The sequence below is a fragment of the Enterobacter sp. E1 genome, assembly GCF_016809815.1.
In the GTDB taxonomy this organism is placed as follows: Bacteria; Pseudomonadota; Gammaproteobacteria; order Enterobacterales; family Enterobacteriaceae; genus Enterobacter; species Enterobacter adelaidei.
On the sequence record NZ_JAFBJM010000001.1, the window covers coordinates 900,059 to 925,870 of the forward strand.

Annotated in this window: 26 protein-coding genes; 11 read left to right on the plus strand and 15 right to left on the minus strand. The window is 55.6% G+C overall.

Going from position 1 to position 25,812, the window contains the following annotated elements:
* Window positions 1–22 precede the first annotated feature (22 nt).
* Window positions 23–1,588, minus strand: a complete 1,566-nt coding sequence (gene ahpF, locus JGF26_RS04460; protein ID WP_134707303.1) for an alkyl hydroperoxide reductase subunit F — start codon at window positions 1,586–1,588, stop codon at window positions 23–25.
* 120 nt (window positions 1,589–1,708) lie between these two features.
* On the minus strand, window positions 1,709–2,272 hold the full coding sequence (gene ahpC / locus JGF26_RS04465; protein WP_008501015.1) for an alkyl hydroperoxide reductase subunit C: 564 nt from the start codon (window positions 2,270–2,272) through the stop codon (window positions 1,709–1,711).
* 623 nt (window positions 2,273–2,895) lie between these two features.
* Here ahpC and JGF26_RS04470 point away from each other — a divergent pair.
* The 3 genes from JGF26_RS04470 (at window position 2,896) to JGF26_RS04480 (ending at window position 5,804) form a co-directional block, all read left to right on the plus strand.
* On the plus strand, window positions 2,896–3,795 hold the full coding sequence (locus JGF26_RS04470) for a LysR family transcriptional regulator (RefSeq protein WP_134707302.1): 900 nt from the start codon (window positions 2,896–2,898) through the stop codon (window positions 3,793–3,795).
* A 174-nt stretch (window positions 3,796–3,969) separates the two neighbouring features.
* Window positions 3,970–5,193, plus strand: a complete 1,224-nt coding sequence (locus JGF26_RS04475) for a phosphoadenosine phosphosulfate reductase (RefSeq protein WP_134707301.1) — start codon at window positions 3,970–3,972, stop codon at window positions 5,191–5,193.
* On the plus strand, window positions 5,178–5,804 hold the full coding sequence (locus JGF26_RS04480) for a ParB/RepB/Spo0J family partition protein (protein ID WP_028019492.1): 627 nt from the start codon (window positions 5,178–5,180) through the stop codon (window positions 5,802–5,804). The genes JGF26_RS04475 and JGF26_RS04480 overlap by 16 nt, the downstream gene beginning before the upstream one ends.
* Here the strand turns inward: JGF26_RS04480 and JGF26_RS04485 are convergent, their stop codons facing one another.
* Window positions 5,805–6,965, minus strand: a complete 1,161-nt coding sequence (locus JGF26_RS04485; protein ID WP_128347795.1) for a pyridoxal phosphate-dependent aminotransferase — start codon at window positions 6,963–6,965, stop codon at window positions 5,805–5,807. It abuts the gene before it with no gap.
* A 123-nt stretch (window positions 6,966–7,088) separates the two neighbouring features.
* On the opposite strand from JGF26_RS04485, the gene JGF26_RS04490 reads away from it, so the two are divergent.
* Genes JGF26_RS04490 through JGF26_RS04500 form a run of 3 tightly spaced genes read left to right on the plus strand, consistent with a single transcriptional unit; the run spans window position 7,089 to window position 8,928 of the window.
* On the plus strand, window positions 7,089–7,703 hold the full coding sequence (locus JGF26_RS04490) for a methylthioribulose 1-phosphate dehydratase (protein WP_128347794.1): 615 nt from the start codon (window positions 7,089–7,091) through the stop codon (window positions 7,701–7,703).
* Window positions 7,700–8,389, plus strand: a complete 690-nt coding sequence (mtnC, locus tag JGF26_RS04495; protein WP_028019495.1) for an acireductone synthase — start codon at window positions 7,700–7,702, stop codon at window positions 8,387–8,389. The genes JGF26_RS04490 and mtnC overlap by 4 nt, the downstream gene beginning before the upstream one ends.
* On the plus strand, window positions 8,386–8,928 hold the full coding sequence (locus JGF26_RS04500) for an acireductone dioxygenase (protein WP_129323580.1): 543 nt from the start codon (window positions 8,386–8,388) through the stop codon (window positions 8,926–8,928). Before mtnC ends, JGF26_RS04500 begins: the two co-directional genes overlap by 4 nt.
* 59 nt (window positions 8,929–8,987) lie before the next feature.
* On the opposite strand, the gene JGF26_RS04505 is transcribed toward JGF26_RS04500, so the two are convergent.
* Both JGF26_RS04505 and mtnA read right to left on the minus strand, forming a co-directional pair.
* Entirely contained in the window at window positions 8,988–9,458 is a 471-nt protein-coding gene (locus JGF26_RS04505; RefSeq protein ID WP_134707300.1) for an SRPBCC family protein, read from the minus strand.
* Window positions 9,459–9,500: 42 nt separating this feature from the next.
* Entirely contained in the window at window positions 9,501–10,517 is a 1,017-nt protein-coding gene (mtnA, locus tag JGF26_RS04510; protein ID WP_128347791.1) for an S-methyl-5-thioribose-1-phosphate isomerase, read from the minus strand.
* 103 nt (window positions 10,518–10,620) lie between these two features.
* Between mtnA and mtnK the strand changes: the two genes are divergently transcribed.
* The gene (gene mtnK / locus JGF26_RS04515) at window positions 10,621–11,820 is read left to right on the plus strand and encodes an S-methyl-5-thioribose kinase (RefSeq protein WP_134707299.1); all 1,200 of its coding nucleotides are present in this window, start codon (window positions 10,621–10,623) and stop codon (window positions 11,818–11,820) included.
* 85 nt (window positions 11,821–11,905) lie between these two features.
* On the opposite strand, the gene JGF26_RS04520 is transcribed toward mtnK, so the two are convergent.
* Genes JGF26_RS04520 through JGF26_RS04535 form a run of 4 tightly spaced genes read right to left on the minus strand, consistent with a single transcriptional unit; the run spans window position 11,906 to window position 16,733 of the window.
* Entirely contained in the window at window positions 11,906–13,147 is a 1,242-nt protein-coding gene (locus JGF26_RS04520; RefSeq protein ID WP_134707298.1) for an LVIVD repeat-containing protein, read from the minus strand.
* Window positions 13,144–14,208, minus strand: coding sequence for a sugar ABC transporter substrate-binding protein (locus tag JGF26_RS04525; protein WP_049008038.1), 1,065 nt, complete (start codon window positions 14,206–14,208; stop codon window positions 13,144–13,146). The genes JGF26_RS04520 and JGF26_RS04525 overlap by 4 nt, the downstream gene beginning before the upstream one ends.
* Window positions 14,209–14,238: 30 nt before the next feature.
* Complete coding sequence (locus JGF26_RS04530) at window positions 14,239–15,234, minus strand: ABC transporter permease (RefSeq protein ID WP_028019502.1); 996 nt, start codon at window positions 15,232–15,234, stop codon at window positions 14,239–14,241.
* Window positions 15,231–16,733, minus strand: coding sequence for a sugar ABC transporter ATP-binding protein (locus JGF26_RS04535; protein ID WP_108090616.1), 1,503 nt, complete (start codon window positions 16,731–16,733; stop codon window positions 15,231–15,233). Before JGF26_RS04535 ends, JGF26_RS04530 begins: the two co-directional genes overlap by 4 nt.
* Before the next feature lie 162 nt (window positions 16,734–16,895).
* Between JGF26_RS04535 and JGF26_RS04540 the strand changes: the two genes are divergently transcribed.
* The 4 genes from JGF26_RS04540 (at window position 16,896) to JGF26_RS04555 (ending at window position 19,650) form a co-directional block, all read left to right on the plus strand.
* Entirely contained in the window at window positions 16,896–17,984 is a 1,089-nt protein-coding gene (locus JGF26_RS04540; protein WP_134707297.1) for an oxidoreductase, read from the plus strand.
* A gap of 57 nt (window positions 17,985–18,041) precedes the next feature.
* On the plus strand, window positions 18,042–18,785 hold the full coding sequence (locus JGF26_RS04545; RefSeq protein ID WP_049008033.1) for a 3-oxoacyl-ACP reductase family protein: 744 nt from the start codon (window positions 18,042–18,044) through the stop codon (window positions 18,783–18,785).
* A gap of 183 nt (window positions 18,786–18,968) precedes the next feature.
* The gene (locus JGF26_RS04550) at window positions 18,969–19,274 is read left to right on the plus strand and encodes a type II toxin-antitoxin system RelE/ParE family toxin (RefSeq protein ID WP_134707296.1); all 306 of its coding nucleotides are present in this window, start codon (window positions 18,969–18,971) and stop codon (window positions 19,272–19,274) included.
* Window positions 19,246–19,650 (plus strand): helix-turn-helix transcriptional regulator, encoded by a 405-nt coding sequence (locus tag JGF26_RS04555; RefSeq protein ID WP_045909615.1) that lies wholly within the window; start codon window positions 19,246–19,248, stop codon window positions 19,648–19,650. The genes JGF26_RS04550 and JGF26_RS04555 overlap by 29 nt, the downstream gene beginning before the upstream one ends.
* On the opposite strand, the gene JGF26_RS04560 is transcribed toward JGF26_RS04555, so the two are convergent.
* From JGF26_RS04560 to entE, 6 genes are all read right to left on the minus strand, one after another.
* Window positions 19,647–19,844, minus strand: coding sequence for a YbdD/YjiX family protein (locus JGF26_RS04560; RefSeq protein ID WP_006177086.1), 198 nt, complete (start codon window positions 19,842–19,844; stop codon window positions 19,647–19,649). The genes JGF26_RS04555 and JGF26_RS04560 overlap by 4 nt on opposite strands.
* A 60-nt stretch (window positions 19,845–19,904) precedes the next feature.
* Window positions 19,905–22,010: a pyruvate/proton symporter CstA gene (gene cstA, locus JGF26_RS04565; protein ID WP_028019508.1), complete on the minus strand. Its 2,106-nt coding sequence runs from the start codon at window positions 22,008–22,010 to the stop codon at window positions 19,905–19,907.
* A 149-nt stretch (window positions 22,011–22,159) separates the two neighbouring features.
* The gene (gene entH, locus JGF26_RS04570; protein ID WP_134707295.1) at window positions 22,160–22,573 is read right to left on the minus strand and encodes a proofreading thioesterase EntH; all 414 of its coding nucleotides are present in this window, start codon (window positions 22,571–22,573) and stop codon (window positions 22,160–22,162) included.
* Window positions 22,573–23,328: a 2,3-dihydro-2,3-dihydroxybenzoate dehydrogenase EntA gene (gene entA / locus JGF26_RS04575; RefSeq protein ID WP_134707294.1), complete on the minus strand. Its 756-nt coding sequence runs from the start codon at window positions 23,326–23,328 to the stop codon at window positions 22,573–22,575. The genes entH and entA overlap by 1 nt, the downstream gene beginning before the upstream one ends.
* Window positions 23,328–24,182, minus strand: a complete 855-nt coding sequence (locus JGF26_RS04580; protein WP_134707293.1) for an isochorismatase — start codon at window positions 24,180–24,182, stop codon at window positions 23,328–23,330. Before JGF26_RS04580 ends, entA begins: the two co-directional genes overlap by 1 nt.
* A gap of 10 nt (window positions 24,183–24,192) precedes the next feature.
* Window positions 24,193–25,800: a (2,3-dihydroxybenzoyl)adenylate synthase EntE gene (gene entE / locus JGF26_RS04585; RefSeq protein ID WP_134707632.1), complete on the minus strand. Its 1,608-nt coding sequence runs from the start codon at window positions 25,798–25,800 to the stop codon at window positions 24,193–24,195.
* Between the last annotated feature and the right edge of the window lie 12 nt (window positions 25,801–25,812).

The following is a 25,812-nucleotide window of genomic DNA, read 5'->3' on the forward strand; positions in this document are numbered from 1 at the left end:
GGTGTAGTCTTACTTTCTTTTGTTATGCGGTTTTGGTGCGGATCAGATAGTCAAACGCGCTCAGCGACGCCTTAGCCCCTTCGCCAGTGGCGATGATGATCTGTTTGTACGGCACAGTCGTACAGTCACCCGCCGCAAACACGCCTTTTACGCTGGTTTCACACTTCGCATCAATGATGATTTCACCCATGCGGTTGCGCTCAATTGCACCTTCCAGCCAGGTGGTGTTCGGCAGCAGACCAATCTGGACGAAGATCCCGGAAAGCTGAACGTTATGCACATCGCCACTCACGCGGTCACGGTATTCCAGTCCGGTCACTTTGCTGCCGTCACCCTTCACTTCCGTGGTCTGCGCATTCAGTACGATGTCGACGTTTTTCAGGCTGCGCACTTTGTCCTGCAGCACCTGATCCGCTTTCATTTCTGGCGCGAACTCAAGCAGAGTCACATGTTCAACAATACCGGCCAGGTCAATAGCCGCTTCCACACCCGAGTTCCCGCCGCCGATCACCGCCACGCGTTTACCTTTGAACAGTGGGCCGTCGCAGTGAGGACAATAGGTCACGCCTTTGGTGCGATACTGATCTTCTCCCGGGACGTTCATATTGCGCCATTTTGCACCGGTGGCAATGATGATGCTGCGTGCCTTCAATACCGCGCCGGAGGCCGTTTCAATCTGGTGTAAACCGCCTTCTATTGCAGACGGCACCAGTTTGCTGGCGCTCTGGCTGTCGATAACGTCAACCTCATAATCGCTAACGTGCGCCTTCAGAGCACCGGCCAGCTTCTGGCCTTCGGTTTTCGGTACGGAGATGTAGTTTTCGATGTCCACAGTATCCAGTACCTGACCGCCAAAGCGCTCGCCCATCAGACCGGTACGAATCCCTTTACGGGCAGAGTAAACCGCCGCTGCCGCGCCCGCCGGACCGGAACCGACGATCAGCACGTCGTAAGCATCGCGTTTGTTCAGCTCTTCCGCCGCACGTTTTTCAGCGCCAGTGTCCACTTTGGCAACGATTTCGGTGAGCGTCATGCGGCCCTGGCCAAATTCTTTACCGTTCATGTATACAGCCGGAACCCCCATCACGTTGCGATCGGTGATTTCGTTCTGGAACGTACCACCGTCAATCGCCGTGTGTTTGATGCGCGGGTTCAAAACCGACATCAGGTTCAGCGCCTGCACCACATCCGGGCAGTTGTGGCAGGAGAGTGAATAATAAGTTTCAAACTCAAAATCACCGTCGATATCACGGATCTGTTCCAGCAGCGCCTGCGCTTCTTTTGACGGATGACCGCCAGTCCACAGCAGTGCCAGCACCAGTGACGTAAATTCATGCCCCAGTGGAGAACCGGCAAAGCGCGGCCCCTGCTCAGAACCCGGGTTGGTAATCAGGAAAGACGGCTTGCGGACGGCACGCGCATTATCTTCTTTGAAGGTCACTTTCGGTGACAGTTCAGCGATCTCTGTCAGCAGTTCCTTGATCTCTGCCGATTTCGCGCTGTCATCCAGCGTGGCAATCAGCTCAACAGGTTTGGTCAGTTTCTCAAGATAGGCCTTGAGCTGGGTTTTCATATTAGTGTCGAGCATTGTTCTTCCCTCTCTTAAAACGTCATCATGCAAGCTGCCTTATACAGGCGGCCTGAACGCAACTTGCATCATGGTGCTGGAATGAAATGGGCGCGGATGCGCCCATTGGGTGGACAAGACTTAGATTTTACCGACCAGGTCCAGGGATGGAGCCAGAGTCGCTTCGCCTTCTTTCCATTTTGCCGGGCACACTTCGCCTGGGTGAGACGCTACGTACTGAGCAGCTTTCACTTTACGCAGCAGGTCAGAAGCATCACGGCCGATACCTTCAGCGGTAACTTCGATAGCCTGAATAATGCCCTGTGGGTCAACGACAAAGGTCGCACGATCAGCCAGGCCTTCATCTTCACGCATGTTGTCGAAGTTACGGGTCAGGGCGCCAGTCGGGTCGCCGATCATCGCGTATTTGATTTTCGCGATGGTTTCAGAGCTGCTGTGCCATGCTTTATGAGTGAAGTGAGTGTCGGTGGACACAGAGTAAACGTCTACGCCCAGCTTCTGCAGTTCGTCGTAATGGTCTGCAACGTCACCCAGTTCGGTCGGGCAAACAAAAGTAAAGTCAGCCGGATAGAAGAAGAACACGCTCCAGCGACCTTCGGTATCTTTCTCAGTGACTTCAATGAATTCACCGTTTTTGAACGCCTGGTTTTTGAAAGGTTTAATTTTGGTATTAATCAAAGACATCTGTACTTCCTCCGTGTTTTCGTTGAGAAGTAAGGTAACCAACTTTGCTCATCGGGGCTAATGCGTTTGCGTTATCAAATCAATCAGCGATACCTAACAACACCAACAAGACAATAAGGTGAACCTTTTAAAGGAAACGCCAAAAGTAAAAAGGCCGCCTCAACGGGCGGCCCTGATACCTGAATTCCCCGCGGGTACATTCAGTGCCAGCCGAAACTGGCGTTGCGTTGCGCTCTACAACCCTTTATATCAAGGCAGTAACAGCGGTTTGATTACACCACCCGTGCAGGTATTGGGCAATCCATAAGAGCGACATTCCTGTCTATGGCTGCAATAGGTTACGCCTAACATCATTCCGGCGCGTCATACATTTATTTTCGTGATAAAAATATCGTCATTTATAAATGACAGTTGTTATTTAAAACGACCGCCTGAACTTCCAAGATAAAATTACCTTAATCACCTTTGAAGCACTATTTCAATAATCTGATACCGTGATATATTAAGATGCGTTTAAATTAAAATTAAGAGTGTTAGCCACAAGGATTGTAAATGGTTAACTTCAAACTATAGTTATCAGTGATGTGCTAACCCTAGCAAACACAGCATTCTCAGGACGAAACATGGCAAACCTCTACGACCTTAAAAAATTCGATCTTAATCTGTTAGTCATTTTCGAGTGCATTTACCAACATCTTAGTATCAGTAAAGCCGCCGAGACGCTGTATATCACCCCCTCTGCCGTGAGTCAGTCACTGCAACGCCTGCGAGGACAACTCAACGATCCTCTGTTTATCCGTTCCGGTAAAGGGATCACGCCCACGACCGTCGGCGTCAATTTGCATCATCATCTGGAACAGAACCTGAACCAGCTTGAGCAGACCATCAATATCATGCACAGCAGCGGGTTGAAGAAGAACTTTGTCGTTTACTGCCCGCAGTTTATGAGCACCAAAACCATGCTTGAGCCAATGAAACTGCTCATGAACAAGTACAACTATTCTGTTGAATTACATGATGTTTTTCTTGCGCCTGATTCCGCAGAAGATCTCCTCGCTTACCGAAGAGCCGACCTGATATTTTCTTTTGCCTCCTCCAGCAGTCGCTCTATTGCCTCCAGCCTTTTCCATAAGCTGCCTTTTGTGCTCGTTTGTCGGGAGGATCATCCCCGCTTGAGCGGAAATCCCACGCGTGAAGAGATTCTGAATGAAAATTTCACCGCCTACCTGAGCGATGAGAGCAGCGTCAAAGACTACCAGGAAAAGGCCGAAAACATTTTAACCGAAAGAAATGTTGTCTACCGCAGCGACTCTTTTATATCGCTTCTGTCGATGATCAGTTCATCCGACCTCATAGGGTTAGCGCCCACACCGGCCTTCGAACAATATGGTTCCGCACTGAAATTACGTAAAATCGAAACTGACATCCAATTCCCAGGTGTTGATATTTACATGATGTATAATCGCTCTGCGTTAAACAGCTCAGCATTCGCAAGTTTCATTGAGGAAATAACCTTACCATGAGTTTTTTCGTGGCCTCGGCACAAAATTCGGAGCCACAAGCTTTCAAAAACATACACCGTCGTTATATAAATAAACGCATTATTTTTTACATTCATTTATTTTTTTGACTGATACAATCCTTTCTCCAGTCTTGATACTAACGTCTGGTAATTATTACTCAGGATGAGAATAACCATGTCAATTTATAAGTCCCCTCTGAATCAGGATGTTCTCACTGCCGCACGGGAGCGAATAAAATGGACTCTCGAGCATTTACCCAGGACCTGCGTCTCTTTTTCGGGGGGTAAAGACTCCACCGTCATGCTTCATCTAGTTGCCCGGCAGGCACGTCTGATGAAAACCAAAATAGATGTGCTCTTTATCGACTGGGAAGCACAATTTTCCCATACCATCACCCATGTTGAACATATGCGCGAACTGTACAGCGATGTTATTGACCATTTCTGGTGGGTGGCGCTTCCCCTGACAACGCAAAATTCGCTGTCACAATTCCAGCCGGAATGGCAATGCTGGGAACCCGGTACCCGTTGGGTTCGCCAGCCACCAGAAGATGCGATAACCGATCCCAACTATTTTCCTTTCTACCAGCCAGGAATGACGTTTGAGACCTTTGTCCGCTGTTTCTCCGACTGGTACTCATGCAATCGCCCGGCCGCCGTGCTGATTGGTATTCGCGCCGATGAGTCTTACAACCGTTTTCTGGCTATCGCTTCGGCACGTAAGCAGCGGTTTGCAGATGATAAACCCTGGACGAGCGTCGCACCGGGTGGACACGCCTGGTATATCTACCCTCTCTACGACTGGAAAACCGCCGATATCTGGACCTGGTTCGCCGAATCGGGATGTTGTTATAACCCGCTCTATGACCTGATGTTCCAGGCTGGGGTGCCGCTTCGCTATATGCGCATCTGTGAACCCTTTGGCCCGGAGCAACGCCAGGGGTTGTGGCTCTACCATGTTGTTGAGCCTGAACGCTGGGCGGCCATGTGTGAACGGGTGAGCGGCGTGCGCAGCGGAGGGATCTATGCCGGTCACGATAACCATTTTTATGGTCACAGGAAAATCCTCAAACCCGAACACCTTTGCTGGCGCGAATATGCCATGCTGCTCCTCGACAGCATGCCGCAAAATACAGCAGAACATTACCGCAATAAAATCGCCATTTACCTGCACTGGTATCAGAAGAGGGGTATGGCCGATATTCCCGATACGCAGGACGGTGATATCGGCTCCAGAGATATCCCTTCATGGCGACGTATCTGCAAGGTTTTACTCAATAACGATTACTGGTGCAGGGCGTTGTCATTCAGCCCTAATAAGCCCAAATATTATCAACGCTACAGCGACAGAATGAAGGCTAAACGCAAGGAGTGGGGCATTTTATGCGACAAAGAATAATTACCGAGATGGAAACGTATCTTCAGTCACTTCCCGAAGAGGAGCGAATTAATGCCATAAATGCATTTCGTGAAGCAATACATCGAAACAGCCCTTTTCGCGAGCAACCTATAGACTGTGTCCTCTGGATCAGGCAGGACGCGATTACCGCCAACGATTACAACCCCAATAATGTTGCACCTCCTGAAAAGCGGCTGCTCAGTCAATCGCTGGAACTTGATGGATTCACCCAACCTATCGTGGTAACAGAAAGTGAGCCGCAGCACTACGAAATCGTGGATGGTTTTCATCGCCATGAAATCGGCACCCATCGGGCGGCACTAAAGCATCAGCTCAAGGGATACCTACCCGTCACCTGCCTGCGCCAGGACCGACAGGATAAAAATAACCGCATGGCCGCAACCATTCGTCACAACCGGGCGCGTGGTCGACACCAGATCAATGCCATGTCAGACATCGTCCGTGAACTGGCACAGCTTGGCTGGAATGATGAGAAAATTAGCAAAGAGCTCGGTATGGACAGCGACGAGGTCCTGCGTCTCAAGCAAATCAACGGTCTGCTGGAACTGTTTGCAGACCGTCGTTACTCAGAAGCCTGGACGGTAAAATAATCAGAGTGTGTTCAGGCGCTCTGCAGCCGCCAGTAGCGTCGATTCCTGCTTTGCGAAGCAAAGGCGGATAAGTTTATGCGGGAAGGGATCGGCGCAGAAAACCGACAGAGGAATGGCTGCCACACCCACTTCTTTTGTCAACCACTGGCAGAAACTCACATCATCCAGATTCGAAATAGCACTGTAATCTGCCAGCAGGAAGTACGTACCTTCAGACGGTAAAATTTCCAGACGGCTTTTACTCAGCGCATTCACAAACAGATCCCGACGTTCACGATAGAAATCGGGCAGATCCCGATAATGCTTTGGTTCTGCTCGCAGCATATCCGCCAGTGCCAGTTGAGCTGGCGTGTTCACCGCAAACGTCAGGTACTGGTGCACTTTACGTAACTCAGCACTGATGGCTGCCGGTGCCACGCAGTAGCCCACTTTCCAGCCTGTCATATGGTAAGTTTTACCGAACGACGAGACAGCGATCGCCCGCTCGCGAAGCTGCGGATGGGCCAGCACGCTGGCGTGTCCTTCTTCGGCAAAGCAGATGTGCTCGTAGACTTCATCGCTCAGCACGTAAATTTCACGGTCGCCGATGGCCTGCCACAGCGCCGCGAAGTCGGCTTTCTGCCACACCGTCGCAGACGGGTTATGCGGTGTATTCAGAATCACCAGGCGAGTTTTTTCGCTCAGCAGCCCCTCAAATGCCTGCCAGTCTGGGCGGAAATGCGGTGGCTGGAGCGCAACACGTTTCACCACACCGCCGGAAAGTTCAACCGCAGGCGCATAGCTGTCGTAGCTCGGGTCAAAGCAGATAACCTCATCGCCCGCACGCACCAGCGCAGTAATAGCCGCATACAGCGCTTCGGTCGCCCCGGCGGTTACCGTAATGTCGCTGGCCGCATCGGGCTTATAGCCATATAACTCGGCCGTCTTGTCCGCAATGGCGTCCCGCAGCGCCTGTACGCCCGTCATCGGCGCATACTGATTCGCCCCCTGTGCAACATGGTACGCCAGACGTTCCTGCAGAAAAGCCGGGCCGTCAAAATCCGGGAACCCTTGCGAAAGATTAATGGCGTTATGTTGCTGCGCCAGCGCACTCATCTGCGTGAAGATGGTGGTGCCAAGATTGGGAAGTTTACTCTGCGGAATCAATGCGTTGTTGCTCATTGTAGTGTGCCTGCTTGTAATACTTATGTTGCTGCCACTATAACACGATGTTAGTCTTTGGCAATCAAGACGCTTAGACGTCTAAACCATATCCATATTCCTGTCCGGGAGGGCAAAAGGAAAATGACACACAACCTGCAACTCACACACCTGGTCGATGCCTGCCGCTGGATTGGTGCCAAAGGCTGGGCGCCTGCTACCGGCGGTAATATGTCGGTGCGTCAGGATGCGCAGCTTTGCTGGCTCAGTGAGTCCGGCAAAGATAAAGGCGGCCTCACCACAGACGATTTTTTGCAGGTGGAAATTGCCACCAATCGCGCACCGTCGGGCCGTAAGCCGTCAGCAGAAACCGGCCTCCATACGCTGATTTACCGCCTGTTCCCGGAGGCCAACGCGGTGCTGCATGTCCACACCGTCAACGCCACGGTGTTATCCCGCCTGGTCAAAGAAGCCGAGCTGAAAATCAGCGGTTTCGAGATGCAAAAATCCCTTACCGGACAGACCTCGCATCTGGATACCGTCGCTATCCCGGTATTTGACAATGACCAGGATATTGACGCCCTCGCCTCACGAATCGCCCATTACGCTCAGGAACGCCCGCTTAATTATGGTTTTCTTCTGCGCGGCCATGGCTTAACCTGCTGGGGACGTGACGTGGCAGAAGCCCGCCGTCATCTGGAAGGGCTAGAATTCTTATTTGAATGCGAAATGCGTTTACGACAACTGGAGAGAGTATGATTCGCGCAATTGTGACGGATATTGAAGGCACCACCAGCGATATCCGTTTTGTCCACGATGTTTTGTTCCCCTACGCGCGTGAACGGCTAGCGGCCTTCGTGACTGCCCAGCAGTACGCCGAGCCGGTCAACTCCATTCTGGACAATCTGCGTGATGAAATCAGCAACCCGCATGCCAGTACCAGCGAGCTTATCGAGGCCCTGTTTGCCTTTATGGATGAAGATCGCAAATCCACTGCGCTGAAGGCCCTGCAGGGCATCATCTGGCACGACGGCTATGTGAACGGTGACTTTACCGGCCATCTCTACCCGGACGTGCTGCCTGCGCTGGAAAAATGGAAAGCACAAGGCATTGATCTCTATGTTTATTCCTCTGGCTCCGTTGCTGCGCAGAAACTGTTATTTGGCTACAGCGACGAAGGTGATATTACTCATCTGTTCAGCGGATATTTTGATACCCACATTGGTGCCAAGCGCGACGTGCAGTCTTATCAGAACATTGCGACGCAAACGGGTATTGCCCCGTCGCAGATCCTGTTCCTGTCGGATATTCATCAGGAGCTGGACGCCGCTGAACAGGCAGGCTTTCGCACCCTGCAACTGATTCGTGGTGATGATGACGGCGCAAGCCATCACCATCAGGTACACCAGTTCGACGAGATTAATCCGGAGCAGATCCCTTCATGAGCGCATTAACCATTTATTCCGATAAAGACGCCAGTCAACACCAGTGGCACAGCACCAACGCAGACGAGATCGCCCAACAGCTCAACGCCAAAGGCGTGCGGTTTGAACGCTGGGCTGCGGATCGTGATTTAGGCCGCGACCCTGCACCTGAAGCCGTGATCGAGGCGTATCAGCATGCCATCGACAAGCTGGTGGCGGAGAAAGGCTATCAGAGCTGGGACGTGATCAGCCTGCGCGCCGACAACCCGCAGAAAGAGGCGCTGCGCGCGAAGTTCCTGAATGAACACACCCACGGCGAAGATGAAGTGCGTTTCTTCGTGGAAGGTGCTGGGCTGTTCTGCCTGCACATTGGCGATGAGGTGTATCAGGTGCTGTGCGAGAAAAACGACCTGATTTCCGTACCCGCTGGCACGCCCCACTGGTTTGATATGGGTTCAGAGCCGAACTTTACTGCGATCCGTATTTTCGATAACCCGGAGGGATGGATTGCACAGTTTACCGGGGATGCCATTGCGGATGCGTATCCGAAACTCGCATGACGCAGCAGTTTACTCCCTCTCCCTGTGGGAGAGGGCCGGGGTGAGGGCATCAGCGCGCACTATGTGTTGAGCCCCTTCACATACGCCACCAGCTGATCCAGCACAATCCCCCACCCTTGGTGGAAGCCCATCTGCTCGTGCTGTTCACGGATTTCCGCCGTGGGATGGCGGGCAATCGCGGTGTAACGGGTTTTGCCCTCTCCCGCATCTTCCAGAAGCAGGATTGCTGTCATAAAGGGTTTTTCAGCCGGTTTCCAGTCCTCGGTGTAACCATCGGTGAAGACCAGTTTCCTGCCCGGGTCGATCTCCAGAAAGACGCCCTTGTTATCCATCCGTTGTCCATCCACCTCAAAGACCGTGTTGAACCGTCCGCCCACGCGCAGGTCGAGGTCGCATTCGGTCACTTTATGAGGGACAGGGATAAAGAAATTTTTGATGTGTTCCGGTGTGGTCCAGCAGAGCCACAGCAGGTCGCGTGGTGCATCCACCACGCGTTCCAGTTTTAGGTCAGTGTTAGGATCAAGCTTCACGATTCTGTCCTCTAAAGGGAAACCCTTAAAGGATAGCCAGGCTCAGGCAAATTGCCCCTTTGCCACGTCCTCTGGCATCACTACGCCGGTATCCAGCACCCATCCACTAATAAGCGATGCAGGCGTAACGTCAAACGCCGGGTTATAAACCCGTGCGTTTTCCGGTGCCCACTGCACCGCGCCAAAACTTCCCGCGACACCCGTCACTTCGCTGGCGGCTCGCTGTTCTATTGGGATAGCTTCGCCGTTTGGGCAATCCGGGTCGAGCGTGGTTTGCGGAGCGGCCACGTAGAACGGAATGCCGTGGAATTTCGCCAGCACCGCCAGCGAGTAAGTGCCGATTTTGTTCGCCACGTCACCGTTAGCGGCAATGCGGTCTGCACCTACCCATACGGCGTCTACCAGACCTTTTGCCATCAGACTCGCGGCCATGGAATCGGTAATCAGCTGATACGGTACCCCCAGCTCACCCAGCTCCCATGCGGTCAACCTTCCGCCTTGCAACAGAGGACGCGTTTCATCCACCCAGACGTTGCTGATCTTACCTTCCTGATGAGCACGAGCAATCACCCCAAGCGCCGTACCAACGCCTGCCGTTGCCAGCCCGCCGGTGTTGCAGTGGGTCAGCAGGCGGCTGCCGGGTTTTACCAACGCACTACCGGCTTTCGCAATGGCCTCGCAAAGCTGTTTATCTTCGTCGATCAGACGCAGCGCTTCCGCCACCAGCGCCGAAACAAAATCTTCCTGCCATAGCGCCAGCTTCATGCGGTCGAGGTTGTTCATCAAGTTGACTGCAGTCGGGCGGGAGGCGCGCAGTGTCTCCAGTGCCAGTGCCAGTTCGTCTCGACTTTTGCCGTTTTCAGCCAGCAGCGCCAGCAGCAGGCTTGCAGAGAGACCAATCAGCGGCGCGCCGCGCACCCGCAGGGCGTGAATATGCCCCACCAGCAACTCTACCGTAGAGGCGTCCAGCCAGCGTTTCTCCTGCGGAAGCGCCTGCTGATCGAGAATAAATAGCTGATTTTCCGCCACCCGCAGGCTGGTCGTCTGTAATGTCTGCATGTCGTTAATTCTCTGTTGCGTTGATGTAGCACATTGTGTCAGGATGAAATCCAGAAGTATAGACGTCTACATGTCTTTATTAGCAAACCCGTGAGGAGCAGCAATGTCGCAATACCGTACCTTTACCGCCCAGGACGCCGTGGAGTATGCAAAGCAGTTTGGCGGCCTTGACGATCCCTCCTCACTGGTGGAAGCGCAGGAAGTCGGCGACGGTAACCTCAATCTGGTGTTCAAAATTTTTGATACCGCAGGCGTAAGCCGCATTATCGTCAAGCAGGCACTACCTTACGTGCGCTGCGTCGGCGAATCCTGGCCACTGACGCTGGATCGCGCCCGTCTTGAAGCGCAAACGCTCGTCGAGCATTACCAGCATAGCCCACAGCACACCGTGAAAATCCACCACTTCGACCCGGCACTGGCGGTGATGGTGATGGAAGATCTCTCCAGCCATAACATCTGGCGCGGCGAGTTGATTAATAACCGTTACTACCCGCAGGCCGCGCGCCAGCTGGGGGAATATCTCGCGCACACGCTGTTCCACACCAGCGATTTCTATCTGCACCCGCACGATAAAAAAGCACAGGTGGCAAAGTTCATTAACCCGGAGATGTGCGAAATCACTGAAGATCTGTTCTTCAACGATCCGTACCAGATCCACGAGCGCAACAACTACCCTGCCGAGCTGGAAAACGACGTTGCTGCTCTGCGTGACGATGCTCAGCTAAAAATCGCGGTGGCCTCACTCAAGCACCGTTTCTTCTCCCACGCTGAAGCGCTGCTTCACGGGGATATTCACAGCGGCTCGATTTTCGTGGCGGACGGTAGCCTGAAGGCCATCGACGCCGAGTTCGGTTACTTCGGTCCGATTGGCTTTGATGTCGGCACCGCCATCGGCAACCTGCTGCTGAACTTCTGCGGCCTGCCTGGGCATCTGGGTATTCGCGATGCCGCTGCCGCCCGGGAGCAGCGTCTGACGGATATTCAGGAGCTGTGGACGACCTTCGCTGAACGCTTCCAGGCGCTGGCAAACGAGAAAACGCGCGATGCCGCGCTGAGCGCACCGGGCTACGCCTCTGAATTCCTGAAAAAAGTGTGGAAAGATGCCATCGGCTTCTGCGGCACTGAACTGATTCGCCGCAGCGTCGGGCTTTCGCACGTGGCAGATATCGACACCATTCAGGACGACGCTATGCGCCACGAATGTCTGCGCCACGCCATTACGCTTGGCAGAGCGCTGATTGTGATTGCCGAGCGCATCGACACTGTGGAAGAGCTGGTGGCGCGAGTACGTCAGTACAGTTGATTGCTTTTGCCGGGTGGCGGCTTCGCCTGACCCGGCCTACGATCCGCGTGTAGGCCCGGTAAGCGAAGCGCCACCGGGCGAATACTCATCCCAGATACTCAATCACCGACAACCCGCCGTTATAATCCGTGCTGTAGATAATTCCCTGCGCGTCCACAAACACATCGCAGGACTGGATCACCTGCGGGCGATTCGGCCGCGTATCCATCATCCTCTCCGGTGCCGCTGGCACCAGAGCCCCGGTTTCCACCGGACGGTACGGATTGGAAATATCATACGCGCGCACACCCGCATTCTGATACGTGGCAAAAATCAGCGTTGAGCTGACAAAGCTCCCCGGCCGGTTCTCATGCAGATTATGCGGGCCGAAGTGCGCCCCTTTCGCCACGTAATCAATCTCATCCGGCTGCGGGAAGGTCGAAATACTCACCGGGTTCGCTGGCTCGCGAATATCAAACAACCAGATCAGCTTCTCACCGTCTTCCTGGTTATCCAACACCGCTTCGTCGAGCACCACCAGCAGATCGCGGTCCGGCAACGGCAGCGCAGTGTGGGTGCCGCCACCAAACGGCGGGCTCCAGTTACGGTGGCTAATCAGCTTCGGCTGGGTGCGGTCTTTCACGTCCAACAACGTCAGCCCGCCATCACGCCAGCTACCGTAGGCCGTGTCCCCGGCGATGATCGCGTGGTGCAACGCGTAGCGTTTGCCTTCCGGCCACTCCGGCTGCTCGCCTTCGGCCTGGTTCATCCCCGGCAGCCACCAGCGCCCCGCCACCTCAGGCTTGCGCGGATCGGCCAGATCGATGGTCAGGAAAATATAATCGGTAAAACCATCGATCAGCGCCGAGACGTAAGCCCAGCGCCCGCCGACGTACCAGATGCGGTGAATACCGATACCGTTCAGTGACAGAAAACCGATTTCGCGCGGCGTGTCCGGCGTGGAGATATCAAATATCCGCAGCCCGGCGCTCCAGCCTTTATCCCGAACATCGCTGACGGTTTCCCCCACCTGACGGGTGTAGTAGATCTTCTCGTCGGCGAAACGGGCATCGGCAAACAGATCGCGGGCGTTAATCACCAGCAGCAGGTCGTCATGTGCCTGCAAATGAACGTTCCAGGTGCCCGGCGGCGCAGGCACGTAGCCTGCGGCTTTTGGATTTTTCGGGTCACGCACGTCCACAATCGAAAATCCTTGCGACACCATATGGCCAATATAGGCAAAACCGCGATGCACCATCAGCTGCACGCCGTCCGGGCGACCGCCCTGGTCGCTATGGCCAATCAGCCGCATATTGCGGCTGTATTCAGGCGCGGGCAGCACACTCATTTATGTTTCGCTTCCAGCGTCGCAAACCACGGCGCGATAAAATCTTCGGTCTGGCCCCAGCCCGGAATAATTTTCCCCAGAGACGCCACGTTCACCGCGCCCGGCTGGGCGGTCAGCAGCGCCTGCGGGATCGCCGCAGCTTTGAAGTCGTAGGTTGCTGGCGTCGCTTCACCGGCAATCTTGTTCGCCACCAGACGCACGTTGGTGGCGCCAATCAGCTTCGGATCCACCGCCACGCTCACTTTCCACGGGCTACCCGGCTCACGCATCAGTTGGAGATCCTGGTTAGAAATGTCGATGCTGTAGAGTTTGATTTCGGTGCGGCCATTCTCTTTCAGGGCCTTATATGCGCCCTGGCTGAACGCATCCCAGGTTCCCCAGATGGCGTCGATTTTGCCTTTCGGGTATTTCGCCAGAATCGCACCCACTTTGTTGGCCGTGTCGCCCTGCACGTCAGAAGACACTGCGCCGATGGACTCCAGCTCTTTGATATCCGGGTACTGCTTTTGCAGTTCTTTATAAGCGGCCTGACGGCGCTCCATCGGCGGGAAGCCGGCAACCCACAGCTTGACGATGTTGGCCTTGCCGTTGAAATCTTTCGCCAGTTGGCCGAAGGAGAGATTGGTCAGGGAGGCATCATCCTGCTGGGTGACGGTCACGCCCGGGATCTCGCCATTAACGGCGGTATCAAACACCGAAACCTTAATCCCGGCATCCACCGCTTTCTTCACTAACGCCGTCGCGTACGGATCGCGGCCCTGAGAAAGAATGATCCCGTCATATTTCTGGCTAATCGCCTGGTTCACAAAATCCTGGAATTTGGCGTCATCACCGTTACTTAAAAAGGTGCTGACCTTAAAGCCAAGCTTTTTCCCTTCCTGAATGGCACCGGCGACAAACTGGGTAGTGTTGTCGTCTGAGCCGAGGTTGCGGATCACGGCAATGCGGATCGGGCCTTCGTGGTTCGCAATGGCTGCCGGAACCGGCGTCGGCGTCGCCGCATAGCCAGGCAGTGCAGTCAATAAACCCAATGCCACCAAAGAGAGTGCGATTTTTTTCATTCTGTTATCCCGTTGTGTTGTTATAAATCGTTAGCGTTTTTGTATGTAGGTAATCGCCAGCGCCACGGCGAGCACCAGCCCTTTTATAATGTCCATGGCGTAATACGGTACCGACAGCATCACCAGGCCGTTCGACAGCACGCCGAGGATCACCGCCCCAACCAGCGTCCCGAGCGCGTTCGGTTTGCCGGAGCCTGCCAGCGAGAACCCAATCCACGCGGCCGCCACCGCATCCATCAGATAGCCGCCGCCCGCATTTACCTGCGACGAGCCAATGCGTGACGCCAGCAAAATGCCGCCGAGTCCAGCCAGCAAAGAGGCAATCACGTAGGCTGCCACCTTGTAGCGCGTAGTGCGAATTCCAGAGAGACGCGCCGCTTCCGGGTTGCCACCGATGGCATACATACGGCGACCGTGGGTGGTCAGCGAAAGGCCAAGCTGGGCCACAATGGTCACCACCAGCATAATGATCACGATGGTTGGCACCTGCCCCAGCAGGCTGAACGACGCCGGAATGGTTCCTTCCGCCATGTCGCCGCTCGGCAGCACCATATTTTCAGTGATCGACCCGCCATAGCTGTAGGTCATCGCCACACCCTGAATCACGAACAGGCTGGCAAGCGTAGCCAGCATGTCCGGAATTCGCAGGATGACGATCAGAAAGGCATTGAACAGCCCGACCAGCGTACAGAGCGCAAGGGTGATCAGAATCGACTCGGTGGTGCCGAAGCCGTGCCAGACGAAAAGCGAAATCACCAGTGCGTTCGCCAGCGACGCAGTTGACCCAACGGAGAGATCAAACCCGCCGATGGTCAGCGAAATCGACACGCCAATGGCAATCACCGTCACGATGGCAATCGAGCGCAGAATGTTGATGATGTTGTTCGGGTCAAGGAAGCTGTCCGACGCCAGGCCAAAGACGGCCACCAGCGCGACAACGGTCAACAGCATGCCCCACTTGTAGAGAAAATCGAAAATCTGCTGACGGCCAGACGCCGCCGCGTTAACTGAAAGGGCCTTGCTCACGACGCCGTTCCTCCGGTTGAATAATAAAGTAGTGTCTCTTCGCGGGCCTCGGCCCCGGCGATTTCCGCCACGATGCGTCCGTCCCACAGCACGCAGATGCGGTCACACAAGCCCACCAGCTCGGCAAATTCACCGGAGGCATAAATGACGCCTTTGCCCTCGCGAGCCAGCCCGTCAATGAGCTGGAACAGATCGGTTTTGGCTTTCACATCCACGCCTTTGGTCGGCTCGTCGAATATCAGCACGCTGGCGTCATTGCGTAGCCACTTGCCGATGGCGACCTTCTGCTGGTTCCCACCGGACAAGCGGCGCAACATCTGCCCCGGCCCGCGCGCTCGTACACCTACGCGGGCAATTACCTCTTCCGCCCAGCGCCACGCCTGGCGATGGCCAAACAGGCTCCAGCGCGAAAAAGAGTTATCCGCCGTTACCGACAGATTCATGCTTACCGGCTCATCAATAAAGATGCCCTCTTTGCGTCGTTCTTCCGGCACCAGCGCCAGACCGCGCAGTACCGAATCTGCCGGGTCTCGCGGCTGCCAGGATTCATGATTCAGCTCACCGCTCGCCACGCGGCTTTTGCTGGCGCCAAACAGCGCCTTGCAGAGTTCGGTCTTACCTGCGCCCGCCAGCCCGGCAATGCCGAGAATTTCGCCTTTACGCAGGTGCAGGGAGATATCTTTCAGCAGCGCTTCATCGTGCAACCCCTCAACCCGCAGCAGCGTTTCTTCACTGTGTGGAGGCCGCGCAGGCGGGTAGATATCGCTCAGCTCGTGACCAAGCATTTTCTCGACGATCGCTTCGCCGCTGAGCTCCGCCATCGGACCTGACTCAATCAGCTTGCCGTCCCGCAGCACCGTTAAGGTGTCGCAGATAGCTTTCAGTTCATGAATGCGATGGGAGATAAACACCACGCCGATGCCCTGCTGCTGCAGGCGTTTCACCACCGTGAACAGACGCTCGCTTTCATGGGTATCCAGCGGGGCGGTTGGCTCGTCGAGGATCAAAAAACGGCAGTGGTGCGACAGCGCGCGCGCCAGCAAAATTTGTTGTTTTTCAGCAAGGGTGCAGCTATCGATTGAGCGGCGTACATCCAGCACCACATCCAACTGCGCCAGCGCCTGTTTTGCCTGCTGGCGGATATCCCGCCAGTTGTAGCGGTGTCCCGGCTGTGCAAGCTGGTCGAGCATGATGTTCTCGGCAATGCTTAAGCCCGGGATCAGCGCCACGTCCACTTCCTGCTGCACCAGGTGAATGCCCAACCGTTTGGCGTCAAGCGGCTCGCGGATTGTCACCGGCTGGTTGTTTATGCAGATCTCGCCTTCATAATGATCGTGCGTCCCACACAACACCGCCATCAGCGTCGATTTTCCTGCACCATTAGCACCGGTCAGCGCGTGTACGGTTCCGCCGATCAGCGTGAAATCCACGCGCGACAGCGCCTGAAAGCCAGAAAAGGCCAGGCTGATACCGCGCATCTCAAGGCGACTGGAAACCATCCGCGTTAAATCCTTCATTAATATTCTGATTTATTGAATTTTTCACAGCTCCGGTTGACTGACAACGACGGAAAAGGCATAAGATAAAGCAAAATATTATTAGCCATCTGGATGTCCAGACATAACATCAGGTTAGCGCTTCCTAAAATTAAGGACAACACCATGAGCAATACCGATATCCGCGTCGTTCCAGGCCCGGCGAACTACTTCTCACACCCCGGCAGCCTTGCGCATCTGAATGATTTCTTTACCCCAGAGCAGCTTTCCCGCGCGGTGTGGATTTACGGCGAACGCGCCATTGAGGGAGCCCGTCCTTTCCTGCCAGAGAGTTTTAACGCCGCGGGCGCAAAACATCTGTTGTTTAAGGGCCACTGTAGCGAGCGGGATGTTAACCATCTGGTGAATGAATCAGGCGATGACCGCAGCGTAGTGATTGGCGTTGGCGGCGGGGCGTTGCTCGATACCGCCAAAGCCGTGGCGCGCCGTCTGGGTGTGCCGGTTGTAGCCATTCCAACCATCGCGGCCACCTGTGCCGCATGGACGCCGCTTTCCGTCTGGTATAACGATGCGGGTCAGGCACTGCATTTCGAAATCTTCGATGATGCCAATTTCCTGGTGCTGGTGGAGCCGAAAATCATCCTGAATGCTCCGGCGGAATACCTGCTGGCGGGCATCGGCGATACGCTGGCGAAATGGTATGAAGCGGTCGTGCTGGCACCACAGCCTGAAAACCTGCCGCTGACCGTGCGTCTTGGGATCAACGGCGCACTGGCTATTCGTGACGTACTGCTGGAACGCAGCGAAGAGGCGCTGGCTGACCAGCAGCACGGTAAACAGACGCAGGCGTTCAGGGACGTGGTGGACGCGATTATCGCCGGTGGTGGGATGGTCGGCGGTCTGGGCGAGCGCTATACCCGTGTAGCGGCTGCGCATGCCGTACATAACGGGTTAACCGTGTTACCGCAAACCGAAAAATATCTGCATGGCACCAAAGTGGCGTACGGCATTCTGGTGCAAAGTGCCCTTCTCGGCCAGGACGATGTGCTGGCGCAACTGGTGGCGGCGTATCAGCGCTTTAATCTGCCAACCACGCTGCGTGAGCTGGAAGTGGATATCCACAACCGTGAAGAGCTGGACAAGGTGATTGCTCATACCCTGCGTCCGGTGGAGTCGATTCACTATTTGCCGGTTACGCTCACGCCTGAAGTTCTGCGCACTGCGTTTGAGAAGGTGGAATCCTTCAGCCGTTAATCTCCCGAACCGTCTATACATAATGATGATTCTCACCACTTTCGCAACGAGGTCATCATGCAGATCGATTTAACAGGTAAGAGGGCGCTGGTTACCGGCGCCAGCCGTGGATTGGGTCGTGCGATTGCGCTGTCACTGGCACGCGCCGGTGCCGATGTAGTTATTACGTATGAAAAATCCTATGATAAAGCCCATGCCGTCGCCAGTGAGATACAAGCGCTTGGGCGGCGCTGTGAGGCGGTTCAGGCCGACAGCGCCAGCGCCGAGGCCATTCAGGAGGCCGTGACTCACGCGGCGCGTACCCTCGGAGGCCTGGATATCCTTGTGAACAACGCCGGGATTGCGCGCGGTGGCCCGCTGGAAGCCCTGACGATTGCGGATATTGACGCGATGATTAACGTCAATATTCGTGGCGTGGTGCTCACGACTCAGGAAGCGCTGGTGCATATGTCCGACGGCGGACGCATTATCAATATCGGCAGTTGTCTCGCTAACCGGGTGGCGATGCCCGGTATCGCCGTTTACGCCATGACCAAATCCGCCCTCAACTCTTTCACCCGAGGACTGGCCCGCGATCTGGGACCACGGGGGATTACCGTTAATCTTGTCCATCCAGGCCCGACAAACAGCGATATGAACCCCGAGGACGGTGAACAGGCTGAAGCCCAGCGCCAGATGATTGCCATTGGTCATTACGGTCAACCTGAGGACATTGCCGCCGCCGTAACCTTCCTGGCAAGCCCGGCAGCTGGACAGATCTCCGGCACAGGGCTGGATGTTGACGGCGGTTTGAACGCCTGATCGCACACATGATGCAAGCCTCTGTCGTCCGGCAGAGGCCTTTTCGAGCAGCTTCGACGATTCGCGTTTTGCCGCTTTCTCCCGTTATTTCTCCGCTCTACAGTACCCCATAAGAAATTCGGAATTTATCTAATAGTCTTATTATTTCCTTATATTTTGTGTGGGCGTACAGTGGAGGTACGGATGAAGATTGTCTGGTCCAATGGTGCAAAGAAGGCGTTTTCAAAGATTGACGAGCGGTATCAGCGACGCATTGAGGTAAAGCTTACTGAGCTGGATGACCGTTCAGCTCCCCGGCCCGATATCAAAAAAATATCGGCGACAGAAGATCATTTCCGACTACGTGTTGGCGATTACCGCATCATCTATACGCTTCGGGACGATCCCGACAACCATTGTTATGTTTTGGCCGTCAAGCGCAGAACTTCAACGACTTACCTGCATGAGGAGAGTGCCACCTATGGCTGTACAGCTAATCAAGGACGATAACGGGAAAACGCAGTACGCCGTTATTCCCTATCACGAATATTTTCGTATGCTCTTACAGATGTCAGAAATTGACGACGAAACCGATGACGATCTAGAGGATATTGAGGTCGAACACGATAGTCTGGATGACGTGGAATTGCCCGGAGAAGTGTGCAGCATCATGACCTGGCAGAACGTCAGCCTGCAGGCCGCGTGGCGTATCCTCCGCGGGTTATCCCAGCAGGAAGTGGCAGAGAAACTCGGTATCAGCCAGTCTGCTGTGTCACAGCTGGAAGCGCTGGACTCCCGTCCGCAAAAACGCACCCGCGAAAAACTCGCGGCAATTTATGGCTGCAAGCAGGAGCAAATCAGCCTCTATTTACCGAAAGAGGGTTAACAGCACTTCGCGCCGCCCTTGCCGCCGTAGCGGGCATCCTGGCGATCGCGGAAAAATTCTTCGTAGGTCATCGGCGTCTGGTCGGGATGGGTGACGCGCATATGCTCGACGTAGTTGTCGTAGTCCGGCACGCCAATCATCATTTTGGCGGCTTGTCCCAGGTACTTACCTGCTTTGGAAAGGGTGTCGAACATAATTCAGATCTCACAGGAAAAGTAGGCCGGGTAAGGCGAAACCGCCACCCGGCACACAGGTTAATGCGCCCCTTTCGCCTGGGTAACAATCTCTTCCAGGTTTTCAGGCATTGGCTCATACGGCGTCTCTTTCGCCGTCGGCTTGTCTTCTTTCAGCGCTGCCAGCGCGGTTTTGAGAGAATACAACGCCAGCACCACGACCACCACCATAAAGAAGATGGTCAACCCGGCATCCAGACGGTTGTTAAACACCAGTTGCGACAGCTGAGACTCCGTATACTGCGCCGGGATCTTACCGCTGTCGATCATCGCCTGGAACTTGTTGGCAATGGCCAGGAAGCCCACTTTGTTATCCGGGCTGAAGGCTTTCTGCCAGCCCGCCGTCAGGGTACAAATCAGCAGCCACGCCGTTGGCAGCAACGCCACCCATGCATAACGCTGGCGCTTCATCTTGAACAGTACCACCGCGCAGAGCATCAGCGCCATGCCTGCCAGCATCTGGTTGGCGATACCGAACAGCGGCCACAGGGTGTTAATCCCGCCCAGCGGATCCACCACGCCCTGATGCAGGAAATAGCCCCACGCCAGCACGCACAGCGCCGTTGCCAGCAGGTTGGCCGGTAACGAATCAGTCCGTTTCAGGTTCGGGGAGATAACGCCCAGCAGGTCCTGCAACATAAAGCGTGCTGCACGGGTACCGGCATCTACTGCGGTAAGAATAAACAGCGCTTCAAACAGAATGGCGAAATGATACCAGAACGACACGTCCATCAACCCGCCCAGTGCGCCGTGCAGAATGTAGGCCATACCAACTGCCAGCGTTGGTGCACCGCCCGCACGCGAAATAATCGACTGTTCGCCGACTTCATTAGCAATACTGGTCAGTGTATCCGGCGTAATGGCAAAGCCCCAGCCGCTCACCACCTGAGCCGCAGAGGCGACCACGTCAACGGTTCCGGCTGGTGCCAGTACCGCCATTGGGCTGTTCATCGCAAAGTACACGCCCGGATCGATAATACAGGCAGACACCAGCGCCATGATCGCCACGAAGGATTCCATCAGCATCCCGCCGTACCCAATCAGGCAGGCCTGATTTTCATTGGCAAGCATTTTCGGCGTGGTCCCGGAGGCAATCAGGGCGTGGAAGCCAGACACCGCACCACAGGCGATGGTAATAAACAGGAACGGGAACAGATTGCCGGTCCAGACCGGACCAGTACCGTCAATAAATTTGGTCAGCGCAGGCATGGTCAGCGTCGGGCGCATAATCAGAATGCCGATAGCCAGCCCAACGATGGTGCCAATTTTCAGGAATGTAGAGAGGTAATCTCGTGGGGCCAGCAGCAGCCACACCGGCAGCACCGCCGCCACAAACCCGTAACCCACCAGCATCCAGGTCAGTTGTACGCCAGTAAAGTCGAAGAACGGTGCCCAGGTTGGGCTTTCCGCCACCCAGCCGCCGGAAATAATGGCGAACACCAGCAGCACCAGACCAATCACCGACACTTCGCCAATACGTCCCGGACGCAGGTAACGAATGTAGATCCCCATGAAAATGGCCAGCGGAATGGTGAAGGCGACGGTGTACGTCCCCCACGGGCTGTGGGTCAGCGCTTTCACCACGATCATCGCCAGCACCGCCAGAATGATCACCATGATCATAAAGGTCGCCACCAGCGCAATCACCCCAGCGGTTGCACCCATCTCCTCTTTCACCAGTTCACCCAGTGAACGCCCGTCGCGACGGGTGGAGACGAACAGCACCATAAAGTCCTGCACCGCCCCTGCCAGCACCACGCCGGCAAGGATCCAGATCATCCCCGGCAGATAGCCCATCTGCGCCGCCAGCACCGGCCCCACCAGCGGGCCCGCTCCGGCAATCGCCGCAAAATGGTGTCCGAACAGCACTTTTTTGTCGGTCGGCACATAGTCCAGCCCGTCGTTATGGCGGACGGCAGGCGTCATGCGCGTAGCGTCAACGCCTAAAACGTTCTTAGCAATATAGCGGCCATAAAAACGATACGCGATCAGATAAATGCAGACGGAGGCGACGACTATCCAGAGCGCATTGATCTGTTCCCCCCGATTGAGGGCGATATAGCCCAGGGCAAAAGCTCCCACAACGGAGAGCCCTGCCCATATAAGGTATTTCCCTGAGTTGTTCATAGTTGTTGTCCGTTGTTGTGAAACAGTAAGATGTTACATTTTGTTTCTAGAACAACGGCAAAAATTTAACAACTTTGAAACGCAATAATGTGTGGTCAAACCAGACATTTACATCACAATGTTAAGCCGATCACTATCAGTTGAATGGCTTAGCCCAATACCATCGTACTCAACCGGTAGGTACAGCAGCGCCGTCCCTGCTCGTCGAACACTACAATCTCCCAGCTCTGGCTGGAGCGCCCCAGATGCAGCGGCTGACACACGCCACGCACCTTACCCTGAGACACCGCGCGATGATGCGTGGCATTCAACTCGGTTCCTACCACGTTCTGCCCGGCGCGGGTCATCAGAAAACCGGCCATTGATCCCAGCGTTTCGGCCAGCGCCGCTGAGGCACCGCCGTGCAGCAGGCCAAATGGCTGATGCGTGCGCACATCCACCGGCATTTCGGCTTCCAGCGTGTCGTCACCGAGGCGGGTATAAACGATCCCCAGATGCGCCACCAGGGTGTTCAGACTGGTGGCATTCAGTGCCTCAAGCGATAAATGACGTTTCCAGATCATTACGCCCCCAGCGTGGAACCGCCGTCCACCACAATATCCTGCAAGGTAATATGGCTAGCGTAGTCAGATGCCAGGAACAGAATGGTGTTGGCAATCTCCTGCGGACGGGCGATTTTACCCAGCGGGATGCCAAGCTTAAATTGCTCGCCGAAGCCGCGAATGCGCTGTTGCTCTGCATCGCCGCTTTTCCACAGCGTGCGCTGCATATCGGTATCCGTTGAGCCCGGCGACACCAGGTTACAGCGCACGCCGCTGCCCGCCAGTTCCAGCCCGACGGTCAGAGCCAGGCTTTTCAGTGCGGCTTTCGAGGCACCATAGGCACTCATCCCGATGCGCGGCGTGTGCGCCGCATCAGAGGCAACGGTGACAATTGCCCCGCCCTGCTGGCGACGGAACTGTCCCATCGTCTGCTGAAACAGGTTAAACGCCCCGCCGACGTTAACCGCAAAGGTCTGCTGCCACTCCTCCTGTGAGAGCCGATCCGTTGCCCCCATGCGCAGAATACCGGCGGCATTCACCAGCACGTCAAGGCGGTCGAGGGTTGCAAACATGCGTCCGCAAACATCAGCCACCTGTTCGGCGTCCGCCACATCCAGCTTTTCAGTGGCGAACGGATAGTCGCCCTGTGGAAAGGCCAGGTCGAAACCCGTGACCTTAGCCCCGGCATCCACAAACGCCAGTGCCGTTGCATAACCAATACCCTTACCTGCGCCCGTCACCCAGACGCTTTTACCGCTAAAATCGAACCCCGCCATTACTTCACCTCGCGGGAAAGTAGCGTCCACCAGGCATCGATGGTTGGATTTTTTGCCAGCATCACGAAGTCAATGTCGCCGTGCACTTTACGCCAGCGGGCAGCCAGCGCCATCATGCGCACCGAATCCAGGCCATAGTCGATCAGATTTTCGTCATCCATCGGTTCATCGGATTCGTCCAGCAGCGGCAGAATAACGTCACGCAGCGCGGCTTTCGATACCGGGAGCGACGGCAGCAACTCGTTGGTCATCACCACGCGCCCGGAGCGGCCCGCCACATAGTTGAGCGACATCAGGTGCTCGTCGCGGGTGAAATCCGCCAGCGCGTCGGCAATAAAAAACGGCTTGATGTCGCGCATAAAGGCATCGGTAGCGGTGGTCATGCAGCCGATGTGGGCGTACACGCCGGTAATCAGCAGCTGGTTGCGGCCCGTTTCTTTCAGCATCTGCTCCAGCGGCGAACGGTGAAAGGCGCTGTAACGCCATTTTACCAGCACTGTGTCGGCTTCGTCCGGCGCCAGCTCAGCCACAATACGCTGCTGCTCAGGTGAACGGGTCAGACCCGGTCCCCATATGTCGTTCAACAGGGCGCGGTCTTCATCGCTCTGCTCTTTTGGCTGCGCGGTGTAATACACCGGGATGTTATGTTCTTTGCAGTACGCTCGAAGTTTCGCGATATTCGCTACCACCTGCTGCATCATCGTGCTGTTTTCGCCCCAGAAGTTCAGGAAGTACTCCTGCATATCGTGGATCAACAGCGCGGCACGATCTGGCTCAAACGCCCAGTTCACTTTACTGGTCGGCAGCTCTGCGGCGGTTGGTAGCGCATAGGCGGTTAATTTTGGGATAGCCATACTCTGTTCCTTAGCCCCGGGCGCGTTCAGCAAGCCACAGGCGCAACTGTTTCTTATCGACTTTACCGACAGGCGTTAGCGGGAGCGCATCAACGCTCTCCACGCGGTCCGGCAGTTTGAATTCGGCGACGCCCTGCTCACGCAGGAAGCGGCGCACTTCGACCGCGCGCAGCGGCTGTTTCACCACCAGATACGCACAGCTCTTTTCGCCAAGCAGGCTGTCCTCCATGCTTACCAGCGCAGCGTGGATCACCACCTCGTGGCGCAGCAGCAGGTTTTCGATCTCTTCGGCGGCGATCTTCTCCCCGCCGCGGTTGATCTGATCTTTCTCACGCCCCTGCACGGTGATGTAGCCCTGTTCGTCAATGGCGATCAGATCGCCGGAGCAGTAAAAGCCGTCGGCGTCGAAGGCACTGGCGTTGTGTTCCGGGCTGTTGAAATAGCCGCGGAAAGTGTACGGCCCGCGGGTCATCAAACGCCCGACTTCGCCGCGCGGCAGCGGATGACCGTGCTCATCAGCCACCCACACTTCGTCGTCCGGACACATCGGACGTCCCTGAGTGTTGATGATGCGTTCCGGGGAGTCGTCGAGGGCGGTGTAGTTCACCAGCCCTTCCGCCATGCCAAACACCTGCTGAAGCTGGCAACCGATTTCAGCCGGAATACGCGCGGCGAGCGTAGCGGATAACCGTGCGCCCCCCACCTGCAACAGCGTGAGTGATTTCAGTTGAGTGTTTCCGGTTCCTTCGGCAATCGCCTGTAGCCAGAGACTGACCGCGGGTGGCACCAGCGAGGTGACAGTAATCTGATGCTGTTCAATCAGCGGGAAGCACAGCGTGGTGCTCGGATCGTTCGCCAGCACCACACAACCACCCGCCGTGAAGACGCCAAGCGATCCCGGCGAGCTCATGGCGTAGTTATGCGCCGCAGGCAGCGCGTTCAGGTAACGGGTTTCAGCGGTAATGCCGCAGATCTCGTTGCTACGACGGATGCTGTAGTCGTAATCGTTGTGCGTGCGCGGGATTAGCTTCGGCGTGCCGGTGCTGCCGCCGGAGAGCTGGAAGAAGGCAACTTCGTCGGCGGGCGTCGGGTTCGGGATGAAGTTGTCAGCCGGACGCGCAATCGCCGTTTCCAGCGCATGTTCCCCTTTATCGCCACGCAGCAGCACGACGCGGACCGAGCGATGTTCATCAGTAAAGGTATTGAGAAACACATCGTCAGTAAAAAGCGCATGGTCGCGATCGGCGATCAGTACGGCGGGTTTAATTTGCGTGGTATAAGCATTCAACTCGCTGCGCTGATGGCTAAAGAGCGCGTTAACCGGAGCCACGCCGATTTGCAGCAGCGCGAAAAAGGTGATGTAGAATTCGGCCACGTTACCGAGTTGAACCAGTGCCGTTTCACCGCGATGCAGTCCCTGCGCCTGTAAAGACGACGCAAGATTGTTCACCGCCTGATTAAACACGCGGTAGGTAATGCGACGATCGCCGTCGATAATCGCCACCGCGTCGCTATCCGCGCGATCCGTCAGGATGTGGGTCAGGGGCAAATCCTGCCAGTAGCCTTTTTCTCGGTAGCGCCGGGCAAATTCCTCGGGCCATCGGGTAAAGGGGATGATCATGAGTATTCC

Bases quoted from the DNA above. Each gene is read 5' to 3' on its own strand.
- entH (WP_134707295.1), bottom strand. From the start codon at position 22,573: ATGATCTGGAAACGTCATTTATCGCTTGAGGCACTGAATGCCACCAGT.
- cstA (WP_028019508.1), bottom strand. From the start codon at position 22,010: ATGAACAACTCAGGGAAATACCTTATATGGGCAGGGCTCTCCGTTGTG.
- mtnA (WP_128347791.1), bottom strand. From the start codon at position 10,517: ATGCAGACATTACAGACGACCAGCCTGCGGGTGGCGGAAAATCAGCTA.
- JGF26_RS04545 (WP_049008033.1), top strand. From the start codon at position 18,042: ATGCAGATCGATTTAACAGGTAAGAGGGCGCTGGTTACCGGCGCCAGC.
- JGF26_RS04475 (WP_134707301.1), top strand. From the start codon at position 3,970: ATGTCAATTTATAAGTCCCCTCTGAATCAGGATGTTCTCACTGCCGCA.
- JGF26_RS04560 (WP_006177086.1), bottom strand. From the start codon at position 19,844: ATGTTCGACACCCTTTCCAAAGCAGGTAAGTACCTGGGACAAGCCGCC.
- JGF26_RS04550 (WP_134707296.1), top strand. From the start codon at position 18,969: ATGAAGATTGTCTGGTCCAATGGTGCAAAGAAGGCGTTTTCAAAGATT.
- JGF26_RS04490 (WP_128347794.1), top strand. From the start codon at position 7,089: ATGACACACAACCTGCAACTCACACACCTGGTCGATGCCTGCCGCTGG.
- JGF26_RS04500 (WP_129323580.1), top strand. From the start codon at position 8,386: ATGAGCGCATTAACCATTTATTCCGATAAAGACGCCAGTCAACACCAG.
- JGF26_RS04580 (WP_134707293.1), bottom strand. From the start codon at position 24,182: ATGGCTATCCCAAAATTAACCGCCTATGCGCTACCAACCGCCGCAGAG.
- JGF26_RS04525 (WP_049008038.1), bottom strand. From the start codon at position 14,208: ATGAAAAAAATCGCACTCTCTTTGGTGGCATTGGGTTTATTGACTGCA.
- mtnC (WP_028019495.1), top strand. From the start codon at position 7,700: ATGATTCGCGCAATTGTGACGGATATTGAAGGCACCACCAGCGATATC.
- mtnK (WP_134707299.1), top strand. From the start codon at position 10,621: ATGTCGCAATACCGTACCTTTACCGCCCAGGACGCCGTGGAGTATGCA.
- JGF26_RS04485 (WP_128347795.1), bottom strand. From the start codon at position 6,965: ATGAGCAACAACGCATTGATTCCGCAGAGTAAACTTCCCAATCTTGGC.
- JGF26_RS04555 (WP_045909615.1), top strand. From the start codon at position 19,246: ATGGCTGTACAGCTAATCAAGGACGATAACGGGAAAACGCAGTACGCC.
- JGF26_RS04540 (WP_134707297.1), top strand. From the start codon at position 16,896: ATGAGCAATACCGATATCCGCGTCGTTCCAGGCCCGGCGAACTACTTC.
- JGF26_RS04470 (WP_134707302.1), top strand. From the start codon at position 2,896: ATGGCAAACCTCTACGACCTTAAAAAATTCGATCTTAATCTGTTAGTC.
- ahpC (WP_008501015.1), bottom strand. From the start codon at position 2,272: ATGTCTTTGATTAATACCAAAATTAAACCTTTCAAAAACCAGGCGTTC.
- entA (WP_134707294.1), bottom strand. From the start codon at position 23,328: ATGGCGGGGTTCGATTTTAGCGGTAAAAGCGTCTGGGTGACGGGCGCA.
- JGF26_RS04520 (WP_134707298.1), bottom strand. From the start codon at position 13,147: ATGAGTGTGCTGCCCGCGCCTGAATACAGCCGCAATATGCGGCTGATT.
- ahpF (WP_134707303.1), bottom strand. From the start codon at position 1,588: ATGCTCGACACTAATATGAAAACCCAGCTCAAGGCCTATCTTGAGAAA.
- JGF26_RS04480 (WP_028019492.1), top strand. From the start codon at position 5,178: ATGCGACAAAGAATAATTACCGAGATGGAAACGTATCTTCAGTCACTT.
- JGF26_RS04535 (WP_108090616.1), bottom strand. From the start codon at position 16,733: ATGGTTTCCAGTCGCCTTGAGATGCGCGGTATCAGCCTGGCCTTTTCT.